Annotated in this window: 25 protein-coding genes and 4 pseudogenes; 14 read left to right on the top strand and 15 right to left on the bottom strand. The window is 69.3% G+C overall.

The window, feature by feature from the left end:
* Positions 1–191: 191 nt before the first annotated feature.
* Positions 192–411: pseudogene (locus O1G22_RS00485) on the bottom strand (helix-turn-helix domain-containing protein).
* 170 nt (positions 412–581) lie between these two features.
* On the opposite strand from O1G22_RS00485, the gene O1G22_RS00480 reads away from it, so the two are divergent.
* Entirely contained in the window at positions 582–1,772 is a 1,191-nt protein-coding gene (locus tag O1G22_RS00480; protein WP_270079425.1) for an NAD(P)/FAD-dependent oxidoreductase, read from the top strand.
* Positions 1,773–1,801: 29 nt separating this feature from the next.
* Positions 1,802–2,755, top strand: coding sequence for a sigma-70 family RNA polymerase sigma factor (locus O1G22_RS00475; RefSeq protein ID WP_270079424.1), 954 nt, complete (start codon positions 1,802–1,804; stop codon positions 2,753–2,755).
* A 133-nt stretch (positions 2,756–2,888) separates the two neighbouring features.
* Here the strand turns inward: O1G22_RS00475 and O1G22_RS00470 are convergent.
* The 3 genes and pseudogenes from O1G22_RS00470 to O1G22_RS00460 all read right to left on the bottom strand — a co-directional run.
* Positions 2,889–3,101: pseudogene (locus O1G22_RS00470) on the bottom strand (IS110 family transposase); the annotation flags it as partial.
* Between the two features lie 80 nt (positions 3,102–3,181).
* Positions 3,182–3,340: pseudogene (locus O1G22_RS00465) on the bottom strand (IS5/IS1182 family transposase); the annotation flags it as partial.
* A 45-nt stretch (positions 3,341–3,385) separates the two neighbouring features.
* Positions 3,386–4,285: an alpha/beta fold hydrolase gene (locus tag O1G22_RS00460; RefSeq protein ID WP_270079423.1), complete on the bottom strand. Its 900-nt coding sequence runs from the start codon at positions 4,283–4,285 to the stop codon at positions 3,386–3,388.
* A 57-nt stretch (positions 4,286–4,342) separates the two neighbouring features.
* Between O1G22_RS00460 and O1G22_RS00455 the strand changes: the two genes are divergently transcribed.
* The gene (locus O1G22_RS00455) at positions 4,343–4,948 is read left to right on the top strand and encodes a TetR/AcrR family transcriptional regulator (protein WP_270079422.1); all 606 of its coding nucleotides are present in this window, start codon (positions 4,343–4,345) and stop codon (positions 4,946–4,948) included.
* 184 nt (positions 4,949–5,132) lie between these two features.
* Here the strand turns inward: O1G22_RS00455 and O1G22_RS00450 are convergent, their stop codons facing one another.
* A complete protein-coding gene (locus O1G22_RS00450; protein WP_270079421.1) occupies positions 5,133–5,336 on the bottom strand; it encodes a hypothetical protein in 204 nt (67 codons plus the stop codon).
* Positions 5,337–5,365: 29 nt separating this feature from the next.
* Entirely contained in the window at positions 5,366–5,668 is a 303-nt protein-coding gene (locus O1G22_RS44680; RefSeq protein WP_428986300.1) for a transposase, read from the bottom strand.
* 710 nt (positions 5,669–6,378) lie between these two features.
* On the opposite strand from O1G22_RS44680, the gene O1G22_RS00440 reads away from it, so the two are divergent.
* The 5 genes and pseudogenes from O1G22_RS00440 to O1G22_RS00425 all read left to right on the top strand — a co-directional run bounded on the left by O1G22_RS00440 (position 6,379) and on the right by O1G22_RS00425 (position 10,165).
* Positions 6,379–7,677 carry a lipase family protein gene (locus tag O1G22_RS00440; RefSeq protein WP_270079419.1) on the top strand — a complete coding sequence of 433 codons (1,299 nt, stop codon included), beginning with the start codon at positions 6,379–6,381 and terminating at the stop codon, positions 7,675–7,677.
* A 773-nt stretch (positions 7,678–8,450) separates the two neighbouring features.
* Positions 8,451–8,693, top strand: a pseudogene (locus O1G22_RS44675) (transposase); the annotation flags it as partial.
* Between the two features lie 89 nt (positions 8,694–8,782).
* A complete protein-coding gene (locus tag O1G22_RS00435; protein ID WP_333492198.1) occupies positions 8,783–9,238 on the top strand; it encodes a site-specific integrase in 456 nt (151 codons plus the stop codon).
* Between the two features lie 141 nt (positions 9,239–9,379).
* A complete protein-coding gene (locus O1G22_RS00430; protein WP_270079418.1) occupies positions 9,380–9,532 on the top strand; it encodes a hypothetical protein in 153 nt (50 codons plus the stop codon).
* A gap of 102 nt (positions 9,533–9,634) precedes the next feature.
* Positions 9,635–10,165: a PIG-L deacetylase family protein gene (locus O1G22_RS00425; protein WP_270079417.1), complete on the top strand. Its 531-nt coding sequence runs from the start codon at positions 9,635–9,637 to the stop codon at positions 10,163–10,165.
* A gap of 596 nt (positions 10,166–10,761) precedes the next feature.
* On the opposite strand, the gene O1G22_RS00420 is transcribed toward O1G22_RS00425, so the two are convergent.
* Together O1G22_RS00420 and O1G22_RS00415 are read right to left on the bottom strand one after the other, a co-directional pair.
* Positions 10,762–11,715, bottom strand: a complete 954-nt coding sequence (locus tag O1G22_RS00420) for an IS481 family transposase (RefSeq protein ID WP_270079416.1) — start codon at positions 11,713–11,715, stop codon at positions 10,762–10,764.
* 124 nt (positions 11,716–11,839) lie between these two features.
* Positions 11,840–11,998, bottom strand: a complete 159-nt coding sequence (locus tag O1G22_RS00415; RefSeq protein ID WP_270079415.1) for a hypothetical protein — start codon at positions 11,996–11,998, stop codon at positions 11,840–11,842.
* A gap of 229 nt (positions 11,999–12,227) precedes the next feature.
* Here O1G22_RS00415 and O1G22_RS00410 point away from each other — a divergent pair, with 229 nt between their 5' ends.
* The gene (locus tag O1G22_RS00410; RefSeq protein WP_333492472.1) at positions 12,228–13,472 is read left to right on the top strand and encodes a pyridoxal phosphate-dependent aminotransferase; all 1,245 of its coding nucleotides are present in this window, start codon (positions 12,228–12,230) and stop codon (positions 13,470–13,472) included.
* Between the two features lie 55 nt (positions 13,473–13,527).
* Here the strand turns inward: O1G22_RS00410 and O1G22_RS00405 are convergent, their stop codons facing one another.
* The gene (locus O1G22_RS00405) at positions 13,528–14,427 is read right to left on the bottom strand and encodes a MurR/RpiR family transcriptional regulator (RefSeq protein ID WP_270079413.1); all 900 of its coding nucleotides are present in this window, start codon (positions 14,425–14,427) and stop codon (positions 13,528–13,530) included.
* A 43-nt stretch (positions 14,428–14,470) separates the two neighbouring features.
* Positions 14,471–15,610: a C45 family autoproteolytic acyltransferase/hydrolase gene (locus tag O1G22_RS00400; protein ID WP_270079412.1), complete on the bottom strand. Its 1,140-nt coding sequence runs from the start codon at positions 15,608–15,610 to the stop codon at positions 14,471–14,473.
* Positions 15,611–15,768: 158 nt separating this feature from the next.
* Between O1G22_RS00400 and O1G22_RS00395 the strand changes: the two genes are divergently transcribed.
* Complete coding sequence (locus tag O1G22_RS00395; protein ID WP_270079411.1) at positions 15,769–17,184, top strand: amino acid permease; 1,416 nt, start codon at positions 15,769–15,771, stop codon at positions 17,182–17,184.
* 1,096 nt (positions 17,185–18,280) lie between these two features.
* Positions 18,281–18,847, top strand: coding sequence for a dihydrofolate reductase family protein (locus O1G22_RS00390; RefSeq protein ID WP_270079410.1), 567 nt, complete (start codon positions 18,281–18,283; stop codon positions 18,845–18,847).
* A gap of 174 nt (positions 18,848–19,021) precedes the next feature.
* Here the strand turns inward: O1G22_RS00390 and O1G22_RS00385 are convergent, their stop codons facing one another.
* From O1G22_RS00385 to O1G22_RS00365, 5 genes are all read right to left on the bottom strand, one after another.
* Positions 19,022–19,429, bottom strand: a complete 408-nt coding sequence (locus O1G22_RS00385; RefSeq protein ID WP_333492197.1) for a hypothetical protein — start codon at positions 19,427–19,429, stop codon at positions 19,022–19,024.
* A complete protein-coding gene (locus O1G22_RS00380) occupies positions 19,426–19,770 on the bottom strand; it encodes a hypothetical protein (RefSeq protein WP_270079409.1) in 345 nt (114 codons plus the stop codon). The genes O1G22_RS00385 and O1G22_RS00380 overlap by 4 nt, the downstream gene beginning before the upstream one ends.
* Complete coding sequence (locus tag O1G22_RS00375) at positions 19,767–20,255, bottom strand: isoprenoid biosynthesis enzyme family protein (RefSeq protein ID WP_270079408.1); 489 nt, start codon at positions 20,253–20,255, stop codon at positions 19,767–19,769. Before O1G22_RS00375 ends, O1G22_RS00380 begins: the two co-directional genes overlap by 4 nt.
* Before the next feature lie 516 nt (positions 20,256–20,771).
* Entirely contained in the window at positions 20,772–21,263 is a 492-nt protein-coding gene (locus O1G22_RS00370) for an SRPBCC family protein (RefSeq protein ID WP_270079407.1), read from the bottom strand.
* Complete coding sequence (locus O1G22_RS00365) at positions 21,251–21,757, bottom strand: RNA polymerase sigma factor (protein WP_270079406.1); 507 nt, start codon at positions 21,755–21,757, stop codon at positions 21,251–21,253. The genes O1G22_RS00370 and O1G22_RS00365 overlap by 13 nt, the downstream gene beginning before the upstream one ends.
* A gap of 172 nt (positions 21,758–21,929) precedes the next feature.
* Between O1G22_RS00365 and O1G22_RS00360 the strand changes: the two genes are divergently transcribed.
* The 3 genes from O1G22_RS00360 (at position 21,930) to O1G22_RS00350 (ending at position 24,717) form a co-directional block, all read left to right on the top strand.
* Complete coding sequence (locus O1G22_RS00360) at positions 21,930–22,430, top strand: DUF3995 domain-containing protein (RefSeq protein ID WP_270079405.1); 501 nt, start codon at positions 21,930–21,932, stop codon at positions 22,428–22,430.
* A 1,107-nt stretch (positions 22,431–23,537) separates the two neighbouring features.
* Positions 23,538–24,494 (top strand): alpha/beta fold hydrolase, encoded by a 957-nt coding sequence (locus tag O1G22_RS00355; RefSeq protein WP_270079404.1) that lies wholly within the window; start codon positions 23,538–23,540, stop codon positions 24,492–24,494.
* Positions 24,495–24,567: 73 nt separating this feature from the next.
* Entirely contained in the window at positions 24,568–24,717 is a 150-nt protein-coding gene (locus tag O1G22_RS00350) for an NAD(P)H-binding protein (protein ID WP_270079403.1), read from the top strand.
* Positions 24,718–24,802: the final 85 nt, after the last annotated feature.

Here is a 24,802-nt window from a genome sequence, read left to right as displayed (position 1 = left end):
GACCTGAGACCGGTTGCCGCCCCGCCCCCGCACATCTGCTGGCGCCACACCGACCGATCACGCACGAAGACACGATGAGGTACGTCCGGGCTTCATTGACCAGGCGCCCGATCCCCGAGCTGGCCTCGCAAGGTCTCATACAGATACGGAGAAACCGTCGCCGCGTCGCAGGTCTCGGTGGCCCGTGGCCATCACGAGCCCGCGGAGTCCGCCGGCTCCCAGCGCAGCAGTCCGTCGGGCTGGCAGTCGAGGTGTTCGCAGCAGCTCAAGGGTGGTGAAGCGGACGGCCTTGGCGCGGCCATTCTTGAGCACGGTCAGGTTGGCAGGTGTGATGCCGACGCGTTCGGCGAGTTCACCCACGGACATCTTCCGCCTGGCGAGCACGACGTCGGTGTCGACGGTGATCGGCATCAGATCACCTCGTTCAGCTCGGCATGCATGTGCGCCGCGTCGGCGTCGTGAGCATCGTCGGGCGGCGCTCCTGCCGCTCTGTGACCCACGCCATATGTGGCTCCTGTCAGGAATCGGGGCGCTGTTCCGCTCAACTCACGCAAGACCAGGCGAACCGACAGGAGCAGCACATGAAGCATCGCATCGTCGTCCTCGGCGCCGGCTATGCCGGGGCCTACGTGGCCGGGTCGCTGGCCCGCCGGCTGTCCCCGGCGGACACCGACATCACCGTGGTCAACGCCGTGCCGGACTTCGTCCAGCGACTGAGGCTGCACCAGCTCGCGGCCGGCCAGGACATCGAGGCTCCACAGCTCACCGACGTCTTCGCGGGCACGGGGATACGGCTGCGCCTGGCCCGAGTCACCGCCGTCGACCCCGAGCGCCAGGTCGTCGCCGTGGCTGACGCCGACGGCGGCGGCGAGCTCGGCTACGACACGCTTGTCTACGCGCTCGGCAGCCACGGCGACGTCGACGCCGTCCGCGGCGCGGCCGAGTACGCCTTCGACGTTGCCGGCCGGCCCTCGGCGCTGCGGCTGCGCGAGCGCCTGGACAGCGTGGGCGATGGCGGGCATGTGGTGGTCGTCGGTGACGGGTTGACCGGCATCGAGACCGTCACCGAGATCGCCGAATCCCGGCCCGGCCTGTCGGTGGCGCTGGTCGCCCGCGGCGAGCTGGGCGCCCGGCTCTCCGCCGGGGCCCGCAGCCACCTGCGCCGGGTCTGCGACCGGCTGGGTGTCACCGTCTGGGAGCACACCGAGGTCGAAGCCGTCGAAGCGGCGCGGGTGCTGTGCGCCGACGGCACCGCCCTGGCGTCCGACGCGACCGTGTGGACGGCCGGGTTCGCGGTCAGCCCCATCGCCGCCGCCGGCGGGCTGGAGGTCACCGAGAACGGTCGGATCGTCGTCGATCGCACCATGCGGTCGATCTCGCACCCGAACGTCTACGCCGTCGGCGACAGCGCCTACGCCATCGGCGACAACGGTCGGCCGCTGCCGATGTCCTGCGCCTCGGCCGGCTACACCGGCATGCAGGCCACGGCCGCGATCGTGGGACGCCTGACCGGCCGCAAGATCCCGAACACCAAGCTGGTCTACACGTACAACCACATCAGCCTCGGGCGGCGGGACGCGATCCTGCAGATGGTCGACCACGAAGGGCAGGCAAAGCCGAAGCACATGGGCGGCCGGAAGCCCGCACGGATCAAGTCGGGCATCCTCAAGATGTCGCTGTGGGCCACCTCCCACCCCACCTTCGGCATGCCCAAGCGCAAGCGCCGCCTGGCCGTCGCGCCAGATGCGTCCGCCGAGAAGGCGTTCGCGTAGCCGACCAGAGCCTACCTAGGGTGTTCCGCGTGGACAGCACCGCCACTGACCGCTTCGACACCAGTCGGTTCGAGGCCAGCCGGAACCGGCTGGCCTCGCTGGCGTACCGGCTGCTGGGCTCCGCCACCGACGCCGAGGACGCCGTGCAGGATGCATTCCTGCACTGGCAGGCCGCCGAGCGGCAGCGGATCAAGGTGCCGGAAGCATGGCTGACCAAGGTCGTCACCAACCTGTGCCTCGACCGGCTCCGCTCGGCACAAGCCCGCCGCGAACGCACCTGCGGCGCCTGGCTGCCCGAACCGCTCCTCGACGGCGACCCGATGCTCGGCCCGGCCGACACGTTCGAGCAGCGCGAATCGGTCTCCCTGGCCGTGCTGACGCTCATGGAGCGCCTGTCACCCGTCGAGCGGGCCGTGTACGTCCTGCGTGAAGCGTTCTCCTACAGTCACGCCGAGATCGCCGGGATCCTCGACATCGCCGAGTCCGCGAGTCAGCAGCACCTCCACCGGGCCCGGCGCCGCATCACCGCCGCACGTCGCGGCGGTGGGGAAGTCGACCGGGCATCCGCCCGCAGGATCGTCGAGGAATTCCTCGCCGCTGCCTCCTCGGGCCGGACCGAACGGCTGGTGGCGCTGCTCACCGACGACGCGACCGCGATCTCCGACGGCGCCGGCCTGACCGAGAGGCTGCTGCAGTACGACACTGCGCAGCGCATCGCCGCCGTCGCACGAGCCGGCTTCAAACCCACAGCCGCGAAGCGGCGACTTGCCGGCGGGAGGTCCGCCGTCCACTACGCGCTCGTCAACGGTGCCCCCGCCATCCTCTTCGTGCCCGGCGACCAGGTCGTCGGCGCCGTGACGTTCGACATCACAGATGGCAAGATCGCAACCGTGCGCGGCATCGCCGCCCCTACCCGTCTCACCCGCCTCACCGAAGCCTGGCGGCAGCGCGAACCGGACACGCCGCTCATCACCCAGTGGTGACCCGACGCCGGCCGCGGCCAGGCGCAGCACCCCGGCTGACCGACCGACCAGGCAGCACGGAGCACAACGACATTCCCATGTGCCAATGCCGGGTGCGCCCGCGTTTCATAGCCAGTCCACCTGCGTCGATCGCGAGGAGCGCGATGGCCAGCGCAGCTCCACCGTCGGCCAGGTCGATGCCCCAGGTCACTTCATCGCCCAGGGCCAGGACCTCAGCGAGTAGTTCGAGGAGTTCGGGCTCGTCGTCGGTGACGCGTCGGGACAGCAGCCGGTGGTCGCTCTCGTCGATCGTGACGCAGTGGTGGTGGGTCTTGCCTGCGTCGATGCCGGCCCAGATCGCGGCCAAGTTGTGCCTCCGTACGGTGTGCTGCTGGTTCCTCCCGACGGACGACCTCGCTGTCGATTCCCTACGAGCTCGTAACAGGATCACGAGCGGTTTTTCTTGAGGCGTCGCCCGCAGATGAGGCTGCAGGCCAGCGAGATGAACGCGTCGTGGAGTTCGGTTCGGCGTTCCCAGCGGACGGCGAGGCGTTTGAACTGGTGGAGGAGGGCGAAGGTCTGCTCGACGACGTAGCGGAGTTTGTAAAGCTCCGCCTGTCGTTCGCGAAGTTGAGCCGAGTGACGTGCCTGCTACCGGTTGACCGCGAGGAAGTCCTCCAGGATTTCGGCAAACCGCGCCGGCTGCTCCTCGGCCGGGTAATGACCGCAGTCGTCGAGGACGACCTCCGTGACGTTGTCGGCCGCCAGCCGCATCGTCTGGGCGGCATTCGCGCCGCTCCACAGCGCGCCGCCGACGGCGAGCACCGGCAGCGTCAGCCGGGTCTTGCTGCGCTGCTCGTTCTGCGCGATCGTCTCGTCCAGCGCCCGGTAGTACGCGAAACTCGCCCGCAGCGCGCGGGGATCCGCGGTGATCGCGTCGACGTAGACGTCCACGGCGTACGCGGGGATCGCGGTCCGTGTGGCGGCCTTGGTGGCGAACTGCCAGCCGAAGAAGAGCCGCTCCCGTCCCCGGACCAGTTCCTCGTTGAGGTCGGTGAGCCGGTTGAAACCGAACTGCCAGAGCTTCAGGTTGAGTTCGCCCGGGCCGAAGAACGGCGGGGACGGCGTGAGACCGGGGATCATCGCTTCGAGGATGGCGAGCCGGCCCACCCGCTCGGGGTGATCGGCGGCGAGGGCGTATCCGGTCCACGTGCCGATGTCGTGGCCGACCACGTCGAACCGGTCGTGCCCGAGCGCGGCCATCAACGCAACCAGATCGGCGGCCAGCGTGCCGGCGTCGTACCCGTCGTCGGGCTTGTCGGAGAGCCCGGACCCGCGCGAGTCGACGGCAACGACGGTGTGCTCACGGGCGAGCGCGGGCATCACCTCGCGCCAGGCGTACCAGGTCTGGGGCCACCCGCCGACCAGCAGCAGCGCCGGGCCGTCCCCACCGGTGACCGCGTGCAGCCGCACCCCGTTCGCTTCCACGAGCCGGCTGGTGAAGAGGTCGAGGAACCCGTCAGGCAGCCGCAGGGAACTCAAGTTCGTCATGCCGACGACCCTACCCATCTTTGAACGATCAGTACAAGATGTGTAGGCTGAGGGACCATGGCAGGCCGCAAGCAATTCGATGTGGACGAAGCGCTACGACGCGCGATGCACGTCTTCTGGCGCTGGGGGTATTCGGAGGCCTCGATCGATCGCCTGACCGAGGGCACGGGCCTGGGCCGCGGCTCGCTCTACGGCACCTTCGGCGACAAGAGCGCCCTCTTCCGCAAAAGCCTCCAGCGGTACGCGCAGACGTACCACCCGCTGTACGAGCAGGCACTGTCCGGCCCCCACCCGAGCCCGAGCACCGTCGTGGCCGCCTATCTGCAGGTCGCCCTGAACCGCATCGCCGACCCGACGGTCCCGGACGGCTGCCTGCTCACGGTGTCGGCAACGCAGTTCCCGGCCCTCGACACGGAGGGCCGGGCGATGGTCCGCGCCATGATCGACGGTCTGCGGACGAGGCTGGAGCAAGCGTTGCTGGCAGCGGGGGCGGGTGATCAGGAGGCAGCAGAGCTGGCGTTGTGCACGCTGGCAACGAGCAAATCTCTGGCGGTGCTGAGCCGCGCCGGCTTCTCGGGCGACGACCTGGCAACCGTCGCAGCAGCCGCCGCCAAGAATGCCGAGGCTCCACCGAATCGACCGGCCGAACCGTCGGGGCCGTGACAGACGGGAACGGCTCCGTCGCCAATGGTTGTGCAGAGGCCCTGAGGCAGCCGGCGGCTCGGCAGGGAGTGACTCGACACAGCCCTCATGGGGGCTGAGCCGACCCGGGCGGCGAGATTGCCCCACCGGGGGAAGAAGCCGACCTGAGCCGCCTCGGACTTCGGGCTCTTGGAGCTCGTAAGGGTCATGGGCGGGCCTTCTTGAGGCGTCGCCAGCAGATGAGGCCGCATGCCAGGGAGATGAAGGCGTCGTGGAGTTCGAGGCGTCGTTCCCATCGGATGGCGAGGCGTCTGAACTGGTGAAGGAGGGCGAGGGTCTGCTCGACGACGAAGCGGAGTTTGCCCAGGCCCTTGATGTCCGGGGCGCCCTTGCGGGAGATGACCGGCATGATCCGGCGTGTGCGCAGTTCACGGCGGACTACCCGGGAGTCGTACGCCTTGTCGCCCAGGATCGACTCGGGCGTCGACGGCGCCGGCCCGGACGCCCGGCCACCGGCGGGATGCCGTCGACGAAGGCGAGAGTCTGCGTGATGTCGTTTACGTTCGCCGCAGTCGTGATGACGTGGAGCGGAGTGCACTTCCCGTCACAGATCAGATGGTGTTTGCTGCCAGCCTTCCGCCGGTCGACCGGCGACGGACCGGTCGCGGCTCCCCTTTTTTTTGGCGCGGACGTGGGAGCCGTCCACGCACACGCGGGTCCAGTCGAGTTCGCCGGCCGCATTCAGCTCCGAGAGCAAGATGCGGTGCAACCTGTCGAAGACGCCTGCCTGCTGCCAGCGATCCAGGCCGCCACCGGCTTCGGCCCCGGAGACCGCTCAGGCCAAGGCGGCAGCAACGGCTCGATCAGCACCCCGCTGCCGCGGTGCCCCGTCCAGAGGCTGCACTTCGAGCGGCCTGAACCCGGTTACGTCGACTTGATGACGGGCGCTGTCTGTCAGTCGTGCTGGTCGCGGTCAGCGGCGATGCTCTTGTAGGTCGCCCCGGGCGTGGACTCGTACAGGGCCACCGCATCGGCCTTGAACTCGTCCGAGTGGTCCCTCATCGCCATCGGCGGTGTTCTCGCTTCCTCCGGATCAAGCAGATCCAGTATCAGCGTGTCCACCACTCAGGGGGAGGCCCCGGTTCTCATGGCGCGGGCGTGGACATCAACCACATCACCATGCGGCCGACGGACAGCTGGGCTGATGCGGCGCCCTCCGCACGCCCATCCCGGCGCTTGCCCGAGCCGCAACCGCTGGGACAACCGTCCCGCCCCCTGACGACGCCTTGGGTGATCCATCGCCGGCCGGTCCTGACCAACAGCCTCCCGGGGGGTTCGCCCCACCCGGCTCTCCCCACCCCGGTCGGGGGAGCAGCCTCATGGGCTCAAGGAGCCGGGAACGGAAGAGTGATGTCCTGTCAGCAGCCCTTTCCGAAAGAGCGGATCAGACGATGCCACTCAGCAGCCGACGAGACGTCTCCACCCAATCCACCCGCCCCTTCCGGTCCCCTCGCCGCAGCCGCGCTCGTGCGGCCCTGGTCGCCGCGGTCTGCCTGTCCGTCGCGGCCGGCACCGCGGCCCCGGCCTTGGCCACCGGGCCGGCGCGCGTCGCGGGACCGCAGCGCGGCACGCTGGTCTCCGCCGTCGAACTGGAGGGCATGGACGTCGCCCAGGCCACCGCGTACGTCAAGGACATCGGCTTTGTGGCCCCGGACGCCGCGAAGAACGGTGTCGACGTCTACCGCATCACCTACCGGACGATCACCGCGACCGGTCGGCCGACCGTCGCCAGCGGCTTGGTCACGCTTCCGCGTGCCGCTTCCGGCCATGGTCCTCGACGGCTCAGTACCGTCTCGTACACCCATGGCACCCTCGCCTACCGGGGTGGCGCCGGGTCGGTCGCCGACGGTGCGGACCGTGCGGTGACGGTGATGTTCGCCGGTGCGGGTTTCGCCGCCGTCGCCCCGGATTACCTGGGCCTGGGACTCGGCACCGGACCGCACCCCTACATGGACATCGGTTCAGAGACCACGGCCTCGGTCGACATGCTGAAGGCCGCACGCGCCTTCGAGGCCGAGAAGGGGGTGATCGCGGACGGAAAGGTCATGGTCACCGGCTTCTCCCAGGGTGCTGCCGCCGCGATGGGCCTGGGCCGGGCCCTGCAGCGCGAGGCCGTCCCGGGCCTGCGACTGACGGCGCTGGCCCCCGTGAGCGGACCGTACGACCTCAGCGGCGCCGAGATCCCCGCCGCCTTCGACGGCCGGCTGGCACCGCGGACCGCGACCTTCTACCTCGCCTATGTGATCACCGCCTGGAACCGGCTGCACCCCCTCTACAGCTCGGCCGCCGAGGCCTTCCGGGCTCCTTACGCGAACACCGTGCCCGGCCTCTTCGACGGCAGCCACCCCGACGAGGAGATCGCGGCCGGGCTCCCGGGTACCCCGGAGGAACTGCTCACCCCGCGGTTCATCGAGCGCCTGAAGCACCCCAGGGGGGTGCTCGCACGCATCCTGCGCACCGATGACGCCGTGTGCACCGACTGGGCTCCGCACGCCCCCGTCCGCCTCTACGACGGCAACCTGGACACTGACGTCGCCCTCGCCAACACGCTGTCCTGCCGGCATGCTCTGGCGGCCAACGGAGTCGACGCGCCGGTCGTCAACGCCGGAAACGTCGACCACACGGGGTCGGCGCTGGTCTCGTACCCGAAGATCCTGCAGTGGTTCAGGGGGTTGACGAACCGCCGGTGAACCGGGACCAGGCGGCCCTGTCGGCTGCATGGCCGCCGCCGTCTGTTGCGCAGGCCGCGGTGGTCGGCCGACCTCCTGCCCGCGCCCGCAGCCGCGAACTCGCCTCCGGCAAGAAAGACTGACCCGACGCCGGGGGCGACGGCTCAGCCGGCCACCCGCCCCCGTACACGTACGAGCCCGTCCAGGCAGTGCGCCGCCTGGTCGAACGGGTCCAGACCGGGCCAACCGCCAGCTGACGAGAGCCTTGAACCAGCGCGAATGACCTCATGGCCATCCGAGGAACAGCCCCGGTGTCACGGGCAGCAAGGTCGAGAAACGGGCCCGGTACGTCGCGGTGACCCCGGAGAATGCACGTGTCTTGCAGCGCGAACTCAGCTGCTGCGAGAGCCGACTTGCAGCCGCCCGTCCCAGCCGCCCTGACTCAGCCCGGCAAATCGTGAGGCACGATGAGATCGCCGAGTTCCTCACCAGCAACAGCATCCCGGCGGTCGCCGCGTGAGCGCGCTGGTCACGCCCGAGACCTCGGTCCGCAGACAACGAGATACTCCTGGCTTGCTGGAACAACAGCACTACCTCGGCGACTGGCCAGCCGGTGAGCGCATTGCCGAGCATGGCCTGGTGAACGCCGTTGCCTTCGAGGCGGCCGCCATCCGAAAGCGTGTCAACGACTGGCCCGACGGCAGGGTGTGTCAATTTGACGGCCCTGTCTCACATTCGGTGGTGACTGAACCGTTCCGACTTCTTTGCCGCTCAGTGGTGAGCCAGCAGAGAGGATGGGACACGTGCCCGAGAAGATTGACACAGCCCTTCGTAGCCAGGCCGTGCGGCTGGTGACAGAGCACCGCTCGGAGTACTCCTCGGAGCGCGCACTGCACGTCCAGGTCGCCGCATCGCTCGGTGTCTCCCGGGAGTCCGTGCGGCGCTGGGTGATGCAGCACGAAATCGACGCAGGCCAGGTCTCGGGTGTGAGCACGGACGAGCGCGAGGAGCTGCGCAGGCTGCGGGCGGAGAACAAGCGCCTTCGCGAGGTCAACGAGGTGCTGAAGTCCGCGACGATTTTCTTCGCGGGGGAGTTCGACCCCCGAAACCGCACGAGGGTGCGCCCGTGCACGTGCGGCGTCGGCCGAACGCCCACCGGGCGTGGTCGAAGTCGAAACGGGAGTGGGTGCAACCGCTGGACGTCCTCGTGGTGCAGGCGTTCGATCAGTATGTCGATGAGCGTCTGGAGAGGCTCGGAGCAGGGGGCAGTGACTTCCTACTGGTGAACTTGTTCGGCGCCCCGCTGGGCGCGCCGATGTCCCCGGCGGCGATGGGAGAGCTGTTCGACCGCCTGTCGGAGAGGGCGAAGCTGGAGCGGAAGGTCGGGCCGCACATGGCCCGGCGTGCGTTCGGCAGCAATGTCGCTGACGCCGACGGCAGTTGGGACGAGGTGCGGATGCTGCTGGGCCAGGAGCATCCCGGATCGGTCGCGCCCTATGTGATCCCGGACCGCAGCCGGGTGCGTGAGGCCGTCGAGCGGGTTGCTTCGCCGCGGGAGCTGTCCGGGCGAGGCGTGCGATGACGGCGCCGGCGACGGTCACCGCCGCACCAGTGCTGGACGAGGACCCGCGGACCCGGCAGATCATCCAGGCCCTGGATCCTGAGTTTCTGCGGATCGTGCGGTGGGACTGGGACCTGCGGGTGACCGCACCACCGCCAGCGGGTGGAGTGCCTGAAGCTGTTGATGGAGGACTTCCTGGGCCACCCCGCAGTCATCCCGCGTGAGAGCCCCGGGAGTTGCGAGGTGGAGGTCTGCTACCGGCTGCACGACTACGAGACCTCCCGTTACGGCAAGGCACACTCGCTGTGTGGCTGAAGCACGCCCGCCGACGCGGGGAGGTCACGGACGAGGAGGCGTGGCGGCGCATGGCGCCCGCGGTCCACGCCGACCGGGAGCTGCGTCTGCGGGGCCTGCCGCGTGGTGATCGTGGTCGCCACGGATGGCCTCATGGATGCCGTGCCGGAGGGCGGAGCGCCACGCCTGAGTGAACTGCGGGCGAGCGCGGCCGTGCTGGGTGTGACACGCGTCGTGCACCTGGGGTATGCGAGCAACGGCCATGGTGCCGTGCTCTATCCGGATCCGCCGGATCGGGCACGCTTCGTGCGGGCAGATACGGAGGAGGCGGCCGAGCGGCTGGCCGCCGTCTTGCGCGAGGAAGACGCGGACTTGCTTATCAGCTACGACGCCAATGGCGGATACGGCCATCGTGACCACGTCAGGGTGCACGAAGTCGGCAAGCGTGCCGCCGAGCTGGCCGGGGTGCATCGGGTACTGGAGGCGACCATGCCGCGTGATGTCGTGGTTCGCCTGGTGAAGCCGGTCCGCCTGCTGAGGATCCCGTTCAGGTTCGACGCGGATGCGCTGCGCACCGCCTACAGTTCGCGCCCCACATCCCCGGCCCGGTCACGCTGCCCGAGTGGCCTCCTGGCCCGCCGCCCACTGCTGTAGATCGAGGTCTTCGGCGGACTGTGCGGCGAGCCGAGCCATGACCCACAACCGGGTGTCGGGCAGCTGCTCACGTGGCTTACCGACATCTAGGGACCGCACCTTCGTGAGCACTGGTTGCTGCGAGGATGGTGTTTTCCGTACGCGGTGAGCACTGCTGGTGGGTGCGGATCATGAGCAGAACGTCCGAGCGGGCTGCCATGGGTGGTCGCTCTGCGTAACACCTGTCTTCGGCCTTCCGCCGGAAGGACAGCGAGGTTGCGCGGATGGTGCGTCGTGCGTCAGGCACGGCTCAGCGATCGGACAGTCCACCCGGCCGCGCGCCAGGTCTCGGTGCTGAGGGTGGCGTGGCCGTCGATGCCCTTCGGGCTCGCTGCGCGGGAGGCAAGCTGGTGCGGGTCGACGTGGGGGGAACTGCGGCCACTCAGTCAGGTGCAGCAGCAGGTCGGCGTCCGCGAGGGCGGGTGAGTCGCGGATGTGCTTCCCGCGCTGCGCGGTCGGTGTCGACTCCGGTGCGCTGGATGATCGAGTGGGCGACCGCGAGAATGGACCTCGATGAAGGACACACGCCGGTGTTTGACGTCACGCTCGGCCACGGCCTAGCTGTACTGACCCGTGAGGTTGGGGACGCGGCTGGCGGGTGGTTGCCCTTTCAGCGCGGTGTGGCCGCGGTGGTGATTGTAGGTGTGCAGCCAGCCGGGGAACGCCTCGCGTCGTTCGGTCTCCGAGTGGTAGGGGCGGGCGTAGGCCCACTCCTCGAGCAGGGTGCGGTTGAAGCGTTCCACCTTGCCGTTCGTCTGGGGCCGGTAGGGCCGGGTTCGCTTGTGGGCGATCCCGGCCGCTGCCAGCACGTCGCGCCAGTCCCGGGAGCGGTAGCACGCTCCGTTGTCGGTCAGGACCCGTTCGACGGTGACCCCGGCCTGGGCGAAGAACGTTTGGGCGCGGGTCCAGAACGCGGTGGCGGTCTCCTTCTTCTCGTCGGTGTGGATCTCGCTGTAGGCGAGGCGGGAGTGGTCGTCGACGGCGGTGTGGAGGTAGCTGTAGCCGCTTGCGGAACGGGTTTTGCGGCCGGCCTGCCGGCCCAGCACCTTGTGTCCGCCGCCGTCGGGGATGTTGCCGAGCTTCTTGATGTCCACGTGCACCAGTTCGCCGGGCCGTTGGCGCTCGTAGCGGCGTATGACACGGCCCGTTGCCCGGTCCAGATGCGTCAGGCGGGCCAGTCGGTAGCGGGTCAGCACGCGGTGCACCGTCGAGGGCACCAGTCGGAGCAGGTGCGCGATGCGGGCCGGCCCCCAGCGGCGCAGGAGGCGGACCTTGATGATGCGCCGTTCGGTACGGGTCGGGGTCTGGCGGGGGCTGGTGCGCGGGCGGCTGGAACGGTCGGCCATGCCTGCCTCGCCGAACGCCCGGTAGCGGTCGGCCCAGCGTTGGGCGGTGGTCGGGGAGACCTGGAAACGTTCGGCAGCCCGGCGCAGGGTCCAGCCGTCCTCGACGACGCAGCGGGCCGGACGCAGGCGACCGGTCTCGGTCAGGGGTGCATTACGGTGAGGCAAGAGGGCCTTCTCGGTGCTCGGTGCAGATGTCGCAATCCACACCGAACCCGGAAGGCCCTCACCCGTTCAAGATCCCTCAGCCGAGACCTGGCTCACCCGTCCACAACCTCCCCGGACAGAACAACTAGCCCTGGAGAACCCGCAGCAGTTGGTATGCCGTCAGGTAGGCGCCGATCTCCTGCTCCACGCCGCGCGGGCTGTGTGAGCGCACGACCCGGCCCGCGCCGTGCTGGGTGAACTTCAAGGCCAGGTACGTCGATTCGATCCCCGCTTGCGCGCGCACCAGATCGCCGGCTTCTAGGTGGGGAAGCAGCCGTGTCCAGCAGCGTGGTCGCGAAGCGGTGCAGCGCAGGGGTTCCGCACTCCGCCAGCGTCATCAGATGGATCTCCGCGAACCCGGAGTGGCCCCGGCCTCGCGCTTGATGCAAATAAATTTGCATGTACTCTTATTTGTGCAGTCGTGCTTGCACTGCCCGTGTCGATCCCTGTAAGGAGAGTGGGGCGCCGTGACCATGCATTCGGCGACCTTGGCCATCAACGAGACACTGCGGGCTCGCCGGGCGGCGGGGGAGAGGGTGTTGCACCTGGGGTTCGGTGAGGCGGGGCTGCCGGTGCCGGATTCGGTCGCCCAGGTGTTGTCGGCGGCGGCCGGGCGCAACGGATACGGGGCCGTCGTCGGGTCGCGGGAGGTCCGCGAGGCCGCTGCCGGGTGGTTCGGCAGGCGCGGAGTGGAGACCGGAGCCGAGCAAGTGCTGTTCGCCCCCGGCAGCAAGGCGTTGCTGTTCGCGCTGCTCGCCGCGCTGCCGGGGGACGTGGTGCTGCCGTGCCCGGCGTGGGTCAGCTACGCGGCCCAGACAGCGCTGGTGGGCAAGAAGACCATCAGCGTGCCGGTGCCGGCGGAGGCGGGCGGCGTTCCGGATCCGGAGCTGCTGGAGCAGGCGCTGGCCGACGCGCGCGCGGCCGGGGCGAACCCCGGTGTCCTGGTGGTGACGGTGCCGGACAATCCCACGGGGACGATCGCCCGCGAGGAACACCTGCGTGCGGTCTGCGAGATCGCCGAGCGGCATGGTCTGGCAGTGGTCTGCGACGAGATCTACGCCGAGCTGTGCCACTTCGGCAAGGCTCCCAGCGCCCTCGGCTACCTGCCCGAACGCACCGTGGTCACCAGCGGGTTGAGCAAGTCGATGGCTCTGGGCGGTTGGCGTATCGGATTCGCCCGGGTGCCGTCGGGTCCCTGGGGTGAGCGGCTGATGCGCGAGCTTGTCGGGGTGGCCAGCGAGGTGTGGTCCAGCCTGGCCGCGCCGATGCAGGCCGCCGCCACGCACATCCTGCAGGAGCCGCCCGAGGTGCTGGACCACATCGATGCCGCTCGTGGGCTGCATGCGACGGTCGCGGCGGCGGTGTACGAGCAGTTCACGGCGGCCGGTGCGGTCTGCCGCCGTCCCGAGGCGGGCTTCTACCTCTACCCGGACTTCGAGCCGGTGCGGCCCATCCTCGCCGCCCGGGGCATCGACACCGGTGCGGGGCTGGCCGCAGCCCTGCTGGAGGAGCACGGGGTCGGTGTGCTCGCCGGTGAGGCGTTCGGGGACGCGGCTGGCGGACTGCGCGCCAGGGTGGCTACCAGCCTGCTGTACGGGGAGTCCGAGGCGGAGCGCTGGGCGGCGTTGCGCAGCGGCGACCCGCTGCGGCTGCCGTGGATCGCGGCCTCCCTGGAGCACCTGCGCGGTGCGCTCGCCGCACTGACGGCACGGGGCTGAGGCCTGCGGGCGCCGGGCGGCCCGCACGGGTGTCGTGCGGCACCGGCCCGGCGGCTCACGGCTGGGGCGTGTCCGGGGCGTAGGCGCCGAACTCCTCCAGCAGTTCTTCTTCCTGCAGCAACGTCGAACGCACCTGGTGCCCGCGCAGTTGGGCGACCCCGGTGGCGAGCGCCTGGACCAGCGCGGTGAACGCGGTCAGCGAGCGCAGCACCGACGGGCTGGAGGCGTCCACGAAGAAGACCTGCTCGGCCGAGGACGCCAGCGGCGAGGAGGGGTTGTCGGTCAGCGCCACGCAGCGGGCACCGCGCGCCCGGGCCCAGGCCGCGGCCCGCACCGTCTCCGCGCTGTAGCGGCGGATCGCGATGGTCACGAAGCAGTCGCCCTCCCGGACCCGGCGCAGGTCGTCGGTGAGCGTGCCCGTGCCCAGCGTGACGGTTTCCACGTCCTCGCGCAGCATCCGCAGCAGGTAGCCGAGCAGATACGCCGGAGCGTGGCACTTGCGCAGGCCCATGACGTGGACGCGGGGGGCCTCGGCCAGCGCCTTGACGGCGGCCTCCCAGGTGTCGGGGTCGATCCGGGCGAAGGTACGGGCGAGGTTGGCCCCTTCCACCGCGGCCGCCTGCTGAAGCAGGTTTCCGCCGTCGGCCCCCAGCTGCTCCAGGTTGTCGTAGCGGCGCAGCAGGTGCACCTGTTCGCGCAGGTGTTCCCGGCACAGTCTGGTCAGCCCGGGGTAGCCATCGAGGCCGAGGCTGGTGGCGAAGCGCACCACGGTGGCCTCGTTGACGCCGACGGCGGACGCCAGCTCCGAGATGGTCATGAACGCCACGCCTTCCGGGTCGGCCATGACACGGTCGGCCAGGAGCCGCTGGGAGCGGGTCAGCGGCGTCGCCGGGTTGTGGAGGGTGGCGACGAGCTCGTCGTAGGTCTGCGGAGGTCGCCGCGATGCTGTGGCCATGCGAGGAATTCTCTCTCGAAACGGCCGTACCGGGGCTACGGGGTCACCCGGTGGCGGCGCCGGCACGCCCGTGTGCGAAGTCCGACAGCGCCATCTCGGCGGTCTTCCCGGCCGGTCCGCACACCGTGATCCGGTCGTCGGTGAGGTCGGCCACCACTGAGCACAGAGTCATCAGCGGGTCGGTGCCTGCGGCCGTGCGGTGTACCCCGTGGGGCAGCGGCGCCGCGGTGAGGATGTCCAGGAACCACTGCGCGCCGGGGTCGTCGGCAGGGACGGCCAGAGTGCTCAGGGCCTTGCCGCGGGCGACGCTCTCCTCGAACTGGCCCAGGCTGCGGGCCGCCCGCGCGCCGTCGTTCGCGGCCGGGGCGGCGGTGGGCGCGTCCGCCGGGTCGGGCAGGTGGCGCAGGTGGTTGGTGTGCCAGTGCAGGGGGTGGTGGGCCGGGTCGGCCTCCACCACGGCGGTGCGCCCGGCGGCGCTCTCCACGACGACGACCCGGCCCTCGGCACGGTCGCCGATCGTGTAGGCGAAGCCGCCGGCGCTCGGGCGGGCGCGCAGGTGGTCGACGGCCGCGTCCAGGGTCGGAGCCTGCTGCAGGGCGCGGGCGACGAAGTGTCGTCCCGGGGCGTCGGCCGGACGAGCGGCCTGGATGTGGTTGATGCCCCAGACCAGGCCGTGGCCGGTGGCCGTGAAGGTGTTGGCGGGCAGGAAGCCCGGATACCACTGGACCGTCACCGGCACGTCCCCGTCGACGAGCAGGGTGAGCAGCATCAGCCGGCCGTCGAGGGCGGGCGCCCCGTCCTCGTTGTGCGCAACGTAGGAACGCGTCCGGCGCCAGCCGAGGTCCGTGCAGCCGGTGCCGTCGTCGACCCCGAGGTCGCCGCGGAGGTTGGCCAGCAGCAGGTCGTGGAAGTCCGCTCCGGCGCCGGCGGCGAGGGCGCGCAGCTCGGCCAGCTGCCGACCGTACGCGGCGTGCGTGGCGTCGAGCACTCGGCGGACCCGGATCCGCCCCCGCTCGGTCGCCGCCCAACCGTGCAGCGCGGAGCGTTCGGGCAGGGCGTCCTGGACCGCGTGGACATCGGCGCGGGCGGCCTGGCCGAGGGCTCGGAACACTTCCGTCCGCTCCCCGGAGACGACCAGCCACCGCAGCCCGGCGAGTTCCTGCTCACGGATCTCTGTCCCCATCTTCCGACCTCCTGCCGGTTGGGCTGCGCCGACCGCTTCCGGCCGGGCGCGCCTGCCGTGAACGCGTGACGTAAATTTAATTGCAACGCTACTACATCATGCAATTTGAGTTGCATAACCTGTTGCTCCCGTCCCTCCTCCCAAGGTCAGGAGCCCCAGTGAAACCTTCGGCTCACACGAACGCCTCTGCCCGACTGCGCGGTGCGCTGGGCAACCGGCAGATGTCCATGATCGCGATTGGCGGCGTCATCGGCGCCGGGCTCTTCGTCGGCAGCGGCAGCGCCGTCCGCCAGGCCGGACCTGCCGTACTGGTGGCCTACGCCGCCATCGGCGCCCTGGCCGTTCTGGTGATGCGCATGCTGGCCGAGATGGCGGTCGCCCAGCCGGAGACCGGTTCCTTCTCCAGCTACGCCGGCCGCGAGCTGGGCCCCTGGGCCGGGCTGTCGGTGGGATGGCTGTACGCCTACCAGTGGTGCATCACCGTCGGATTCGAAGCCATCGCCGGTGCGGCCGTCGCCCACCACATGCTGCCCGCCATACCCACCTGGCTGGCCGCCCTCGTCCTCATGGTCGCGTTGATCGCGGTCAACTTCGCCCGCGTCGAGTCCTTCGGCACCTTCGAGTTCTGGTTCGCCATGATCAAGGTGGCGGCGATCATCGCCTTCCTGCTCATCGGACTCGCCGCCGTCCTCGGCGCACTCCCGAACACCAGCGCCCCCGGGACCACCAACCTCCTCGGCCACGGCGGCTTCGCCCCCAACGGCTGGCTGGCCGTGCTCCAGGCATCGCTGGTCGTCTTCTTCTCCTACTTCGGCACCGAAGTCGTCACCATCGCCGCTGGTGAGGCCAAGGATCCCGCCCAGGCCGTGCGGCGCGGCATCAACAGCGTCGTCTGGCGCATCCTGCTCTTCTACATCGGCTCGATCACCATCGTGGTGATGCTGCTGCCCTGGAACTCCACCGCAGTCACCGACAGCCCCTACGTCGCCGTCCTGAGCCACCTCGGCGTCCCCTTCGCCGGCACCGCGATGAACTTCATCGTGCTCACCGCCGTCCTGTCCTGTCTGAACTCCGGTATCTACTCCTCCTCCCGGATGCTCCACTCCCTGGCCGAACGAGGCGAAGCCCCAGCGCTGTTCGCCCGCACCACCCGGCTCGGCGTGCCCGCACCGGCTGTCCTCGCCGCTTCCAGCATCGGTCTGCTCACCGTCGTGGCCAACTACTTCCTGCCCACCACGGCCGTCTACCAGTTCCTGCTCGACTCCTCCGGCGCCGTCGCCGTCGTGGTCTACCTGTGCATCACGGTCACCCACCTGCGCGGGCGTGCCCGGCTGATGCGGGAGCGGCCCGAAGCTCTCACCGTCCGCATGTGGGCCTACCCCTGGCTGAGCCTGCTCGTCCTCGCGGCACTCCTGGCGATCATCGCCGGCATGGCGGCCGACTCCGGAAGTCGGCGATCGCTCCTGCTGACGCTCCTGGTCACCGCCGTCGCCGTCGTCGCCGGACTGATCACCCAGCGGGCCCGACACCCGAAGAACGCTGCCGAACCGGTTCACTCACGCACTCTCGTCTGACCACGACCTCCCGCCGAACAACACGCGAACGAAAGGACTCCACCGCAGCGGACAGGGCGCTGCACTCAGCCGCGCAGGCCGTGACGGCAATCCCGACGGAGCCGCAGCGTCCGGTAGGCGACTTTGGCCCGCGCGGCATCCGTGCCGTCCTCATCCAAGCCCTGGACGCCCGGGGCTCCACCGGCCTGCGCGTCGTGTCCAACAGCGGCGGGCCGGCCACCGCGCCGGCCCCGAGCTCGCTCAGTGCCCTTGCTGTACGTCGAGTAGTCGGAGCAGCTGACGAACCTCGTCGACCAGCTCCTGCCCCTTGGGCGTGGTTCTCAGCGGCCTTCGCCAGGGGACCAGAACATGGAAGCCGACGGGGACGCACAGCGCAAACCGGAAGATCGCTAACATTCGACAAGTGGCAACACTGAACGTTACTGCTGCCCATGATCACGCGGAAATGCTCGAACGGTGCTCATGATCACGCGGAAGTGCTCGCGAAACCGCGGAACCTAGAGCACTCCGGGGTTTGCTGGTATCGCCGTTACTGGGACAACTCGCCCGGGGCCCGGTTCGGCTGGTACTGGCCCGACCCGCAGCGGCAAGGTGGCATCCAATCGTTCCTGCCCCGGCCCGTCGGCGTGGGTGGATGACGCGACGCCGTCGACGGTGAAGTGCCACCGGCGGTGCATGACGTGGATCATGGGCGCGCATGCGGGAGAGGGTTGTCAGAGGGGCGGCTACCGCGGGTCAGCGCAGAGTTCGTCATCGTCACGCGCCCCATCAGGGCGCTGCCACTGACAATGACGTCGCTCGCGTGTCGCCTGTGGCGTCCGTAGGCTGTGTAGGGTCTCGCTGCTCGTGACATGTCGATCTTGCGTGATCTGGGCGTTCTTGGCTGTCTCACGGCCTTGTCACCCATGATCAGTCTCAAATCGTGGCATTTCCTCGCGAGGGCAAGGTCGAGATCAGGCGGCTTGCCCGCGTCGGCTGAGTGCACCACGTTGAGCCCCGAGCACGCGGACTACCTTCGAGCCCAGATCGCGCACCGATGAGTTTTCCGCGCCGCGCTGGTCTATACGCCGGACACCCACGGACGGAAGGCTGGGTCATGCGGAAACTGATCTACGGCATGAACCTGACCGTTGACGGCTACATCGCCGCGGCCGGCGACGACATCGGCTGGAGCGGACCGCCGAGCGACGAGCTGTTTCAGTGGTGGCTCGACCACGAGCAGGCGAGTGGCCTGTCGCTGTATGGGCGCAAGCTGTGGGAGACGATGAGCTCCTACTGGCCGACCGGCGACCAGCAGCCGGGCGCCACCCCGGCGGAGATCGAGTTCGCGCGGAACTGGCGGGACACGCCGAAGGTGGTGTTCTCCTCGACGATCGACAAGGTCGACTGGAACACCCGCCTGTTCACCGGCGACGCGATCGCCGAGATCACCCGGCTCAAGGCCGAGGACGGCGGCCCGATGAACATCGGCGGCGCAACGCTCGCCGGGGCGGCCATGCGCGCCGGGCTGATCGACGAGTACGTGATCGCCGTCCATCCGGTCCTGGTGGGCGGCGGCACGCCGTTCTTCACCGCGCTGGACAGCTGGGTGAACCTGAACCTGGTGGAGACGCGGACGTTTCCCGGCGGCGTGGTCCTGACCAGGTACGAGACGAGGCGCTGAGCAGCTGTCCCGTCTCATTAGATCTTGCAGGGGCGAGGCTGATGACCTGCGGGGCGACAGGTTCAACCGCGACTTGCTGGGGGCAGTGACGAGTCGTTGCGAAGATGCGTGGGCGGTGCGGTGGGCGTGTCTCATGGATCCTGGCGACGGCGATGCCGCCTGAGCAAGACCTTGTCAGGTTGGCGAGACGCTTGACAGCCGGTCTCGCATTGAAGATGGCACTTTCTTGGTCGGAAGCCGCAGCGGTGGACGTGGTCGGGAAGAGAGGCGCCGTTGACGATCCTGAAGCTCACCGCGGGCGGTCGACCAAACGATCTCGAACTCGTCGACCGTCAACGACTGCGGGTCGTGCCCTTCCCACTCGGAGATGGGTGGTTCTGCGGTCAGACCGTAGCCGCTCTCGTATTCAGCTGACCGACCGTCTCCTTGGGCTTCTTGCCACTCGGCCAGCGAGGCAGCGGTCAGAGCCTTGTTTCCGGGCTCCTGCAACTCGACTTGCCGGATCACATAGCCATCTGCGTCCAACTCGAAGCAGAACCAGACGGCTTCCTCGTCCCAGAAGCAGCGAACCCAGCGTGTCACGGGTGCACCGCGTCGAAGGGCTCATCGTGCCATCGCCATCCGGCGGTGCCGTCGTCGTGGATGTGCAGCATGAACTCGGCGACCGGGCCGCCGTCGGGAAACGTCAGGGTGAGCGCACTGCGGATCTGGGTGTAGCAGGCGTCGGCCCGCTCCCAGTCCTCCTCGTCGGCAGCTCGCTCTTGCTCACTGAAGAGGGGACGGAACTCTTCAAAACCAGGAAGTGTCTCGACTTCGGCGTGCGTCCAGGGCATATCGGCGCCGGTTACGGTCAGCCGGGCAATCTCCTGGTCGCCGTGGTGGAGCCGCCAGATACTGCCGGTGGTCAGGTTCGGGTTGGTCATATCCCCATGATGGCGATCAGCACTGACAGACGGGGCGATGTCTGCTGGATTGAAACAAGCCACCAGTGCTGCGGCGTCCTGACAGAGGTCTCCTGCCACAGCGCCGACAACGCCCGGAGTACGACAGAGCTGCCCTTTTCATCCTGGGCCACGCCGCCATCCAGCACACGGTGTAGTTCGGCAATCACGGCGGCACACGCCTCCGGCCGGTCCCCTTGATCGTCCTCATCGAGCTGGTCGTCGATCCGGAAGCACAACGCCAGCCACCGGCAACCAAGGGTGAGCAGGGAGAGGCTGGCGCGTGGCCACACATGCGCCCCAGACAGGTCGGCACCTGTGGCACGTAATCTGGCGCGCGCCCGTTCGGTGGGCACCAAACCCATGAGTTCCGCCCACTCCCGCATCGCCTGCGACGCCTCTGCCAGGTGAGGGTTGCACTCCATCGGGAACGGCGCATGGAACTCCGGCATCCGGAACTCAACCATGTATCTCCCCATAATTCAGGGCGCCGTTAACGAGCGGCACACCACGAGCTCAGTGTCGTGCGCAGAGTCGCTACACGCGCGAACGGGGCCGACGCTGACGATGACGACGGCGGTCGCAACTCTCACAAGCATTCCTTTGGCAGAGCAAGATCAAAAACAGGCCACAAGGTCCCGGACGATGGCGAATGGCACGTCGGTGACGGGTGCTGTGCGGGCGGGAGCGGATGCGGCGAGCGTCGCCCTCCTGGTCCCACTGCTCGATCGGCAGCACCTGGTCCCCCTCGTCGTGCAGAGCACAACCAGGGTCCCGAAGCAAGCACCGGGGTGTTCTCGAAACTCAGCGACGTCACTCTCTCGTAGAAGCAGGTGTTCTCGCAGCTGAGCAACAGGCGTTCTTGGTACTCGCCTACAAAGCCAGGCGCGCCAACCTCAAAGGGGCGGGACTGCGTGGCGATGCGGCTCGAACGCTGCAGGGTGGTCACCTCTTATGGTGGTGGCCGCCCTGCAGCGTCTCTGCTACTCCGCGTCGAGGAGGGCGGCGAACCGCGCCAGGGGGTTCCCGGTGAACGGGCGCAGCGCGGGGGCGAGGAGGCGTGCGCCGGGGAAGCGCAGGCCGCCGAGGAAGGCGAAGCGGGTCGTACGGTCGGTCTCGGGGCGGGCTGCCATTCCGCCGAGGACGAGGCGGCTCTGCATCAGGCACCAGCCGGGGGCGAGGTCGATGGCGAAGGTCGCACGGAGCCGGGTGTGGCCGTGGATCCGGGCCTGGAGCGGAGCACCGGTCGACTCGGGGGTGAGGAGACTGACCGTGCGGACATCGGGGATCCAGAGTGGCATCGTGCGTTCCAGGTCCTGGGCGAGCGACCAGACCCGCTCGAACGGTGTGTCGAGAACGGCCTCGCTGATCCGCGCCGCTCCGGGCGTGGTCGCGGCGATCACGTGCAGGCGGCGGACCGGGTCGAAGTCGGCGACGGGCCACTGCGGCATCGGGGTCTCGGTCACTGCTGCCATGCCTTTCGGAAGCTGAGTCGGGCCCGGGAGAGCCGGGACTTGACCGTCCCGGGCGCGACCGCGAGCAGTGTCGCGGTCTGCCGTTCGTCCAGTCCTTCCAGGTCGCGCAGGAGCAGCACGGCGCGGTGCTCTGGGGAGAGCCGGGACAGCACGTCGCCGATGTCCGCGGCGAGTTGGGGATCGCCGGGCGCGGGGAGTTCGCCGAGCTCGGCCGGTTGCGAGCGCGCCGTGCGGGTGGCGTACCGCACCGCCTCCCGCACGGCGATGGCCCGGACCCAGCCGAACAGTGCGTCAGGTTCCCGGAGTTGGCGGAGCTTGCGGAAGACCACGATGAGTGCCTCCTGGGTCGCGTCCGCGCCGTCGTCCAGCGCGATCGGGCCGCAGAGCCGGCGGACGTACGGGGTGATCTGGTCCAGCAGCCGACCGACCGCGAGTTGGTCGCCGCCCTGGGCGGCCCGAACCAGCTCGGCCAGGTCGGGCGGTGGCTCCTGCATGGCGCTTTCTCCGTCGATCGGTGACAGGGGTTCCGTGGATGGAGGCCTCGACACGGCGAAAGGTTCCCTGCGATTTCCGCCCGGCCGCAGTGTTCCTCGTCACAGGAACGGATCGGCGGGCAGGGTGCTCCTTCGGGTGTCCAAGCATCCTGACACTCCGTGAGGTGACGACATGAAGCCGGTGAAGTCAGCGAACACCCGCAGCAAGGCCACCGCGATCGGCGCGGTGCTGGCGGCGGACGGTCTGATCCACCTGTACTGGGCCACCGGGCGGACCTGGCCGGTGCACAGCACCGCCCGGCTCTCGCAGCTGGTGCTCAACACCCAAGTGCCGTTCACCCCGCAAGGGCTGGTCCCGCTCGCGGGACTGCTTTTCTCGGGCGCGACGCTGGTGCTGGTCCACGGCGGACGGCTGCCGGCCCTGGCCCCTCGGCTGCCCGCCGTGCTGCCGCGCTGGGGGAGCCGCGCGGTGGCCGCCGGACTGCTGGCCCGCGGCGCGGTCGGACTGGTCTGGGTGACGGGGGCCTGGGCGGACCCTGGCGGCACGTTCTACTGGCTCAACCTGCTGCTCTACACCCCGGTGTGTCTGCTGCTGGGCCGGGCGGCCTGGCAGGTCTCAGCGGCGGGCGCGCAGGCAGGTGAGGTAAGGCGGGCGCGGCGTCTACGAGCCTGAGCGTCCGATGGCGGCACCGCCGCTGCGCAAGAAGGCGGCCCGGCCGACTTCCCGCGTTGTGGCGCGAGCGGCCGCAGCGCGGGCGGGTGGGGCAGGGGTATCCCAGTGTCCTGATTCAGCCCTGCCGCTTGCCTGATGCCGCTCTACGGAGGTTCGTTGAGGGGCGTTGATCAGGCAGCCTTGAGCGGGATGCGGGGACCTCACAGGCGGGGCTCTGGCTTTCGCCCAGGCGTGACGGAATCCGCTGTCTCGGCGCTGCACGATCTGCACGGTGATTCGAATCCCGGCGTGAAAGTGGACGCCGAGGTCGCCCTGGTCGGCCCAGATGTGCTACAGACGTGGGAAAGCCCCCGCTGTTTGGCAGAGCAGGACTTCGGCGCTGTCCCGGTCATCGACGTTGGCCGGGCTCACGCACGCCAACAGGACGTATCCGAGGGTGTCGACGAGCAAGCGGCGCTTGGCGCTGTGTACTTTCTTGCCGCCGTCGCAGCCAGGCAGGCCACCCCGTTCGGTGGCTGGCTGTCCGCGTTGCCCGCGCTCGGGGTCGGATCCGGACGCAGCTGCAGCCGGCGCGCGTTTCCGCAGGGCGGTGTGCATGCTCTCCCACAGGCCGTCGCGTCGCTACTGGCGCCAGTAGAGGTACGTCGGCTGTCATGGAGGCAGGTCGTGGAGCGGCCCCCAGGCAGAGCGGGCCCGTAGCCACTACGCGAGTACATTGAGCGTTTTCCAACTTGAAGTTGCTGGTCACGAGGCTGGTGTGGATCGCGGCGGGGGTACTTGTGCTGGTCGGGTCATAATCGATTGCAGGTGATCGTCCGTCGTGTGGCCGGTTCACCGGAATCGCGTCGGCGGCCGTCGATCGCCTCGTAGGCTCCGCGGGGATGGTCGGTACGGGGAGGGCTGCTCATAGCGGATGTGCTCGTGTGGGCGATGCGGCGGCGGGTGGTCGATACACCGCCACCACAACGGCGGCCAAACGCCCAGCGACGGCCGGGACGTTCGGCGGCCATGCCGAGACCGCGGCTCCTGCCATGGGGGATGTCATGACACGGAGTGCTGTCTCGTCTAACGGGCGAACGCACACCCCGACCAAGGAGCGACACCCCGATGAAGCTGCGTGCCGGTCTTGCCCTCGCGGGTGCAGCGGTCGCCATGCCCGTCCTGCTCCACCGAAAACGCGGCGAGACGATCACCATGGATGCCCGCGCCAGGCGGGATGCGCCAGGATCCTTCGTCCGGCTCCGCCGCAGCATGACACACGTCATGGTGGATGGGCCCGAGTCAGGAGAGCCGATCCTGTTCGTTCAGGGAGCGACCCTGTCGCTGTGGGTGTGGGACGGACTGTTCGAACGGCTGGCTCGGGCCGGGTACCGGACAATCCGTTTCGACCGGTACGGCATCGACTTCAGTGACCGTCCCGACACCGGCTACGACCAGGCACTGTTCGAGGAACAGATGACCGACCTGCTGGGGGTGCTCGGCGTCGACCGCCCGGTGACGCTCGTCGCGCTGGCGTTCGGCGGCCCGATCACGGCCGGGTTCGCCGTGCACCATCCCGAGCGGGGAGCAGGCGTGTGCCTGGTCTCCCCGGACGGGTTCGCGACCCCGCTCAACCTCGGGCTGCGTCTGTCCATGTCGCCCGGGATCGGTGGGCCGTTCTTCCGGCTGACCGGAAACCGGGCATTGGAGTCACGCCTGCCCGGCCACTCCCGCGACCCGCGCGTGGTCGCCCGCGTCCAGGCGAGTCTGCTGCCGGAACTGCGCTACCGGGGTTTCAAACGCAGCCTGCTGTCCGCGCTCCGCAACGTCCCGATCCACGGCGCCGAGTACCTGTACCGGCTCCTGGACACGCGGGACATTCCCGTCCAGGTGGTGTGGGGGCGCCAGGACCCCATCACCCCGATGCCGCCGGACGAGGTCCTGCGCACCGTCTTCTCCCACGCCGACCTGCGCCCGCTCGACGGCGTGGGACACCTGCCGCACCACGAGCGCCCCGACGACACCGCCGCGATCACCCTGGACTTCCTGCACGATGCGGTCGCTGACCGCCGCACTGTTCTGTGAACCGGGTCACAGCCGATCATGGGACGCCAGGCTGCCCCGTCTCTTATATGTCAGCACGACGATCGGAGACGTCATGAAGATCTTCATTGCCGGCGCAACCGGAGCCGTCGGCAGCCGGCTTGTGCCCCAGCTCGTGGCGCACGGCCATGAGGTCGTCGGCACGACCCGCTCGGCTGCCAAGACAGGTGCGCTGCGTGCGCTCGGTGCCGAACCCGAATCGTGACCCACTCTTGACCTGCGGCGATGCGGAATGTCGGCGCAAATCACCTCAGTTCGATACCGGTGGGAACCGCCCGATGGCGCCTCGA

The organism is Streptomyces camelliae, assembly GCF_027625935.1.
GTDB classification, from domain to species: Bacteria; Actinomycetota; Actinomycetes; order Streptomycetales; family Streptomycetaceae; genus Streptomyces; species Streptomyces camelliae.
The sequence above is the reverse complement of the archived record's forward strand: the minus strand, read 5'-3'. Positions and strand labels throughout refer to the sequence as shown.

Excerpts from the sequence above, each read along its gene's own strand:
- O1G22_RS00480 (WP_270079425.1), top strand. The coding sequence starts at position 582 with ATGAAGCATCGCATCGTCGTCCTCGGCGCCGGCTATGCCGGGGCCTAC.
- O1G22_RS00460 (WP_270079423.1), bottom strand. The coding sequence starts at position 4,285 with ATGACGAACTTGAGTTCCCTGCGGCTGCCTGACGGGTTCCTCGACCTC.
- O1G22_RS00455 (WP_270079422.1), top strand. The coding sequence starts at position 4,343 with ATGGCAGGCCGCAAGCAATTCGATGTGGACGAAGCGCTACGACGCGCG.
- O1G22_RS00450 (WP_270079421.1), bottom strand. The coding sequence starts at position 5,336 with ATGCCGGTCATCTCCCGCAAGGGCGCCCCGGACATCAAGGGCCTGGGC.
- O1G22_RS44680 (WP_428986300.1), bottom strand. The coding sequence starts at position 5,668 with ATGCGGCCGGCGAACTCGACTGGACCCGCGTGTGCGTGGACGGCTCCC.
- O1G22_RS00440 (WP_270079419.1), top strand. The coding sequence starts at position 6,379 with ATGCCACTCAGCAGCCGACGAGACGTCTCCACCCAATCCACCCGCCCC.
- O1G22_RS00410 (WP_333492472.1), top strand. The coding sequence starts at position 12,228 with ATGCATTCGGCGACCTTGGCCATCAACGAGACACTGCGGGCTCGCCGG.
- O1G22_RS00405 (WP_270079413.1), bottom strand. The coding sequence starts at position 14,427 with ATGGCCACAGCATCGCGGCGACCTCCGCAGACCTACGACGAGCTCGTC.
- O1G22_RS00400 (WP_270079412.1), bottom strand. The coding sequence starts at position 15,610 with ATGGGGACAGAGATCCGTGAGCAGGAACTCGCCGGGCTGCGGTGGCTG.
- O1G22_RS00390 (WP_270079410.1), top strand. The coding sequence starts at position 18,281 with ATGCGGAAACTGATCTACGGCATGAACCTGACCGTTGACGGCTACATC.
- O1G22_RS00380 (WP_270079409.1), bottom strand. The coding sequence starts at position 19,770 with ATGACCAACCCGAACCTGACCACCGGCAGTATCTGGCGGCTCCACCAC.
- O1G22_RS00375 (WP_270079408.1), bottom strand. The coding sequence starts at position 20,255 with ATGGTTGAGTTCCGGATGCCGGAGTTCCATGCGCCGTTCCCGATGGAG.
- O1G22_RS00370 (WP_270079407.1), bottom strand. The coding sequence starts at position 21,263 with ATGGCAGCAGTGACCGAGACCCCGATGCCGCAGTGGCCCGTCGCCGAC.
- O1G22_RS00365 (WP_270079406.1), bottom strand. The coding sequence starts at position 21,757 with ATGCAGGAGCCACCGCCCGACCTGGCCGAGCTGGTTCGGGCCGCCCAG.
- O1G22_RS00360 (WP_270079405.1), top strand. The coding sequence starts at position 21,930 with ATGAAGCCGGTGAAGTCAGCGAACACCCGCAGCAAGGCCACCGCGATC.
- O1G22_RS00355 (WP_270079404.1), top strand. The coding sequence starts at position 23,538 with ATGAAGCTGCGTGCCGGTCTTGCCCTCGCGGGTGCAGCGGTCGCCATG.
- O1G22_RS00350 (WP_270079403.1), top strand. The coding sequence starts at position 24,568 with ATGAAGATCTTCATTGCCGGCGCAACCGGAGCCGTCGGCAGCCGGCTT.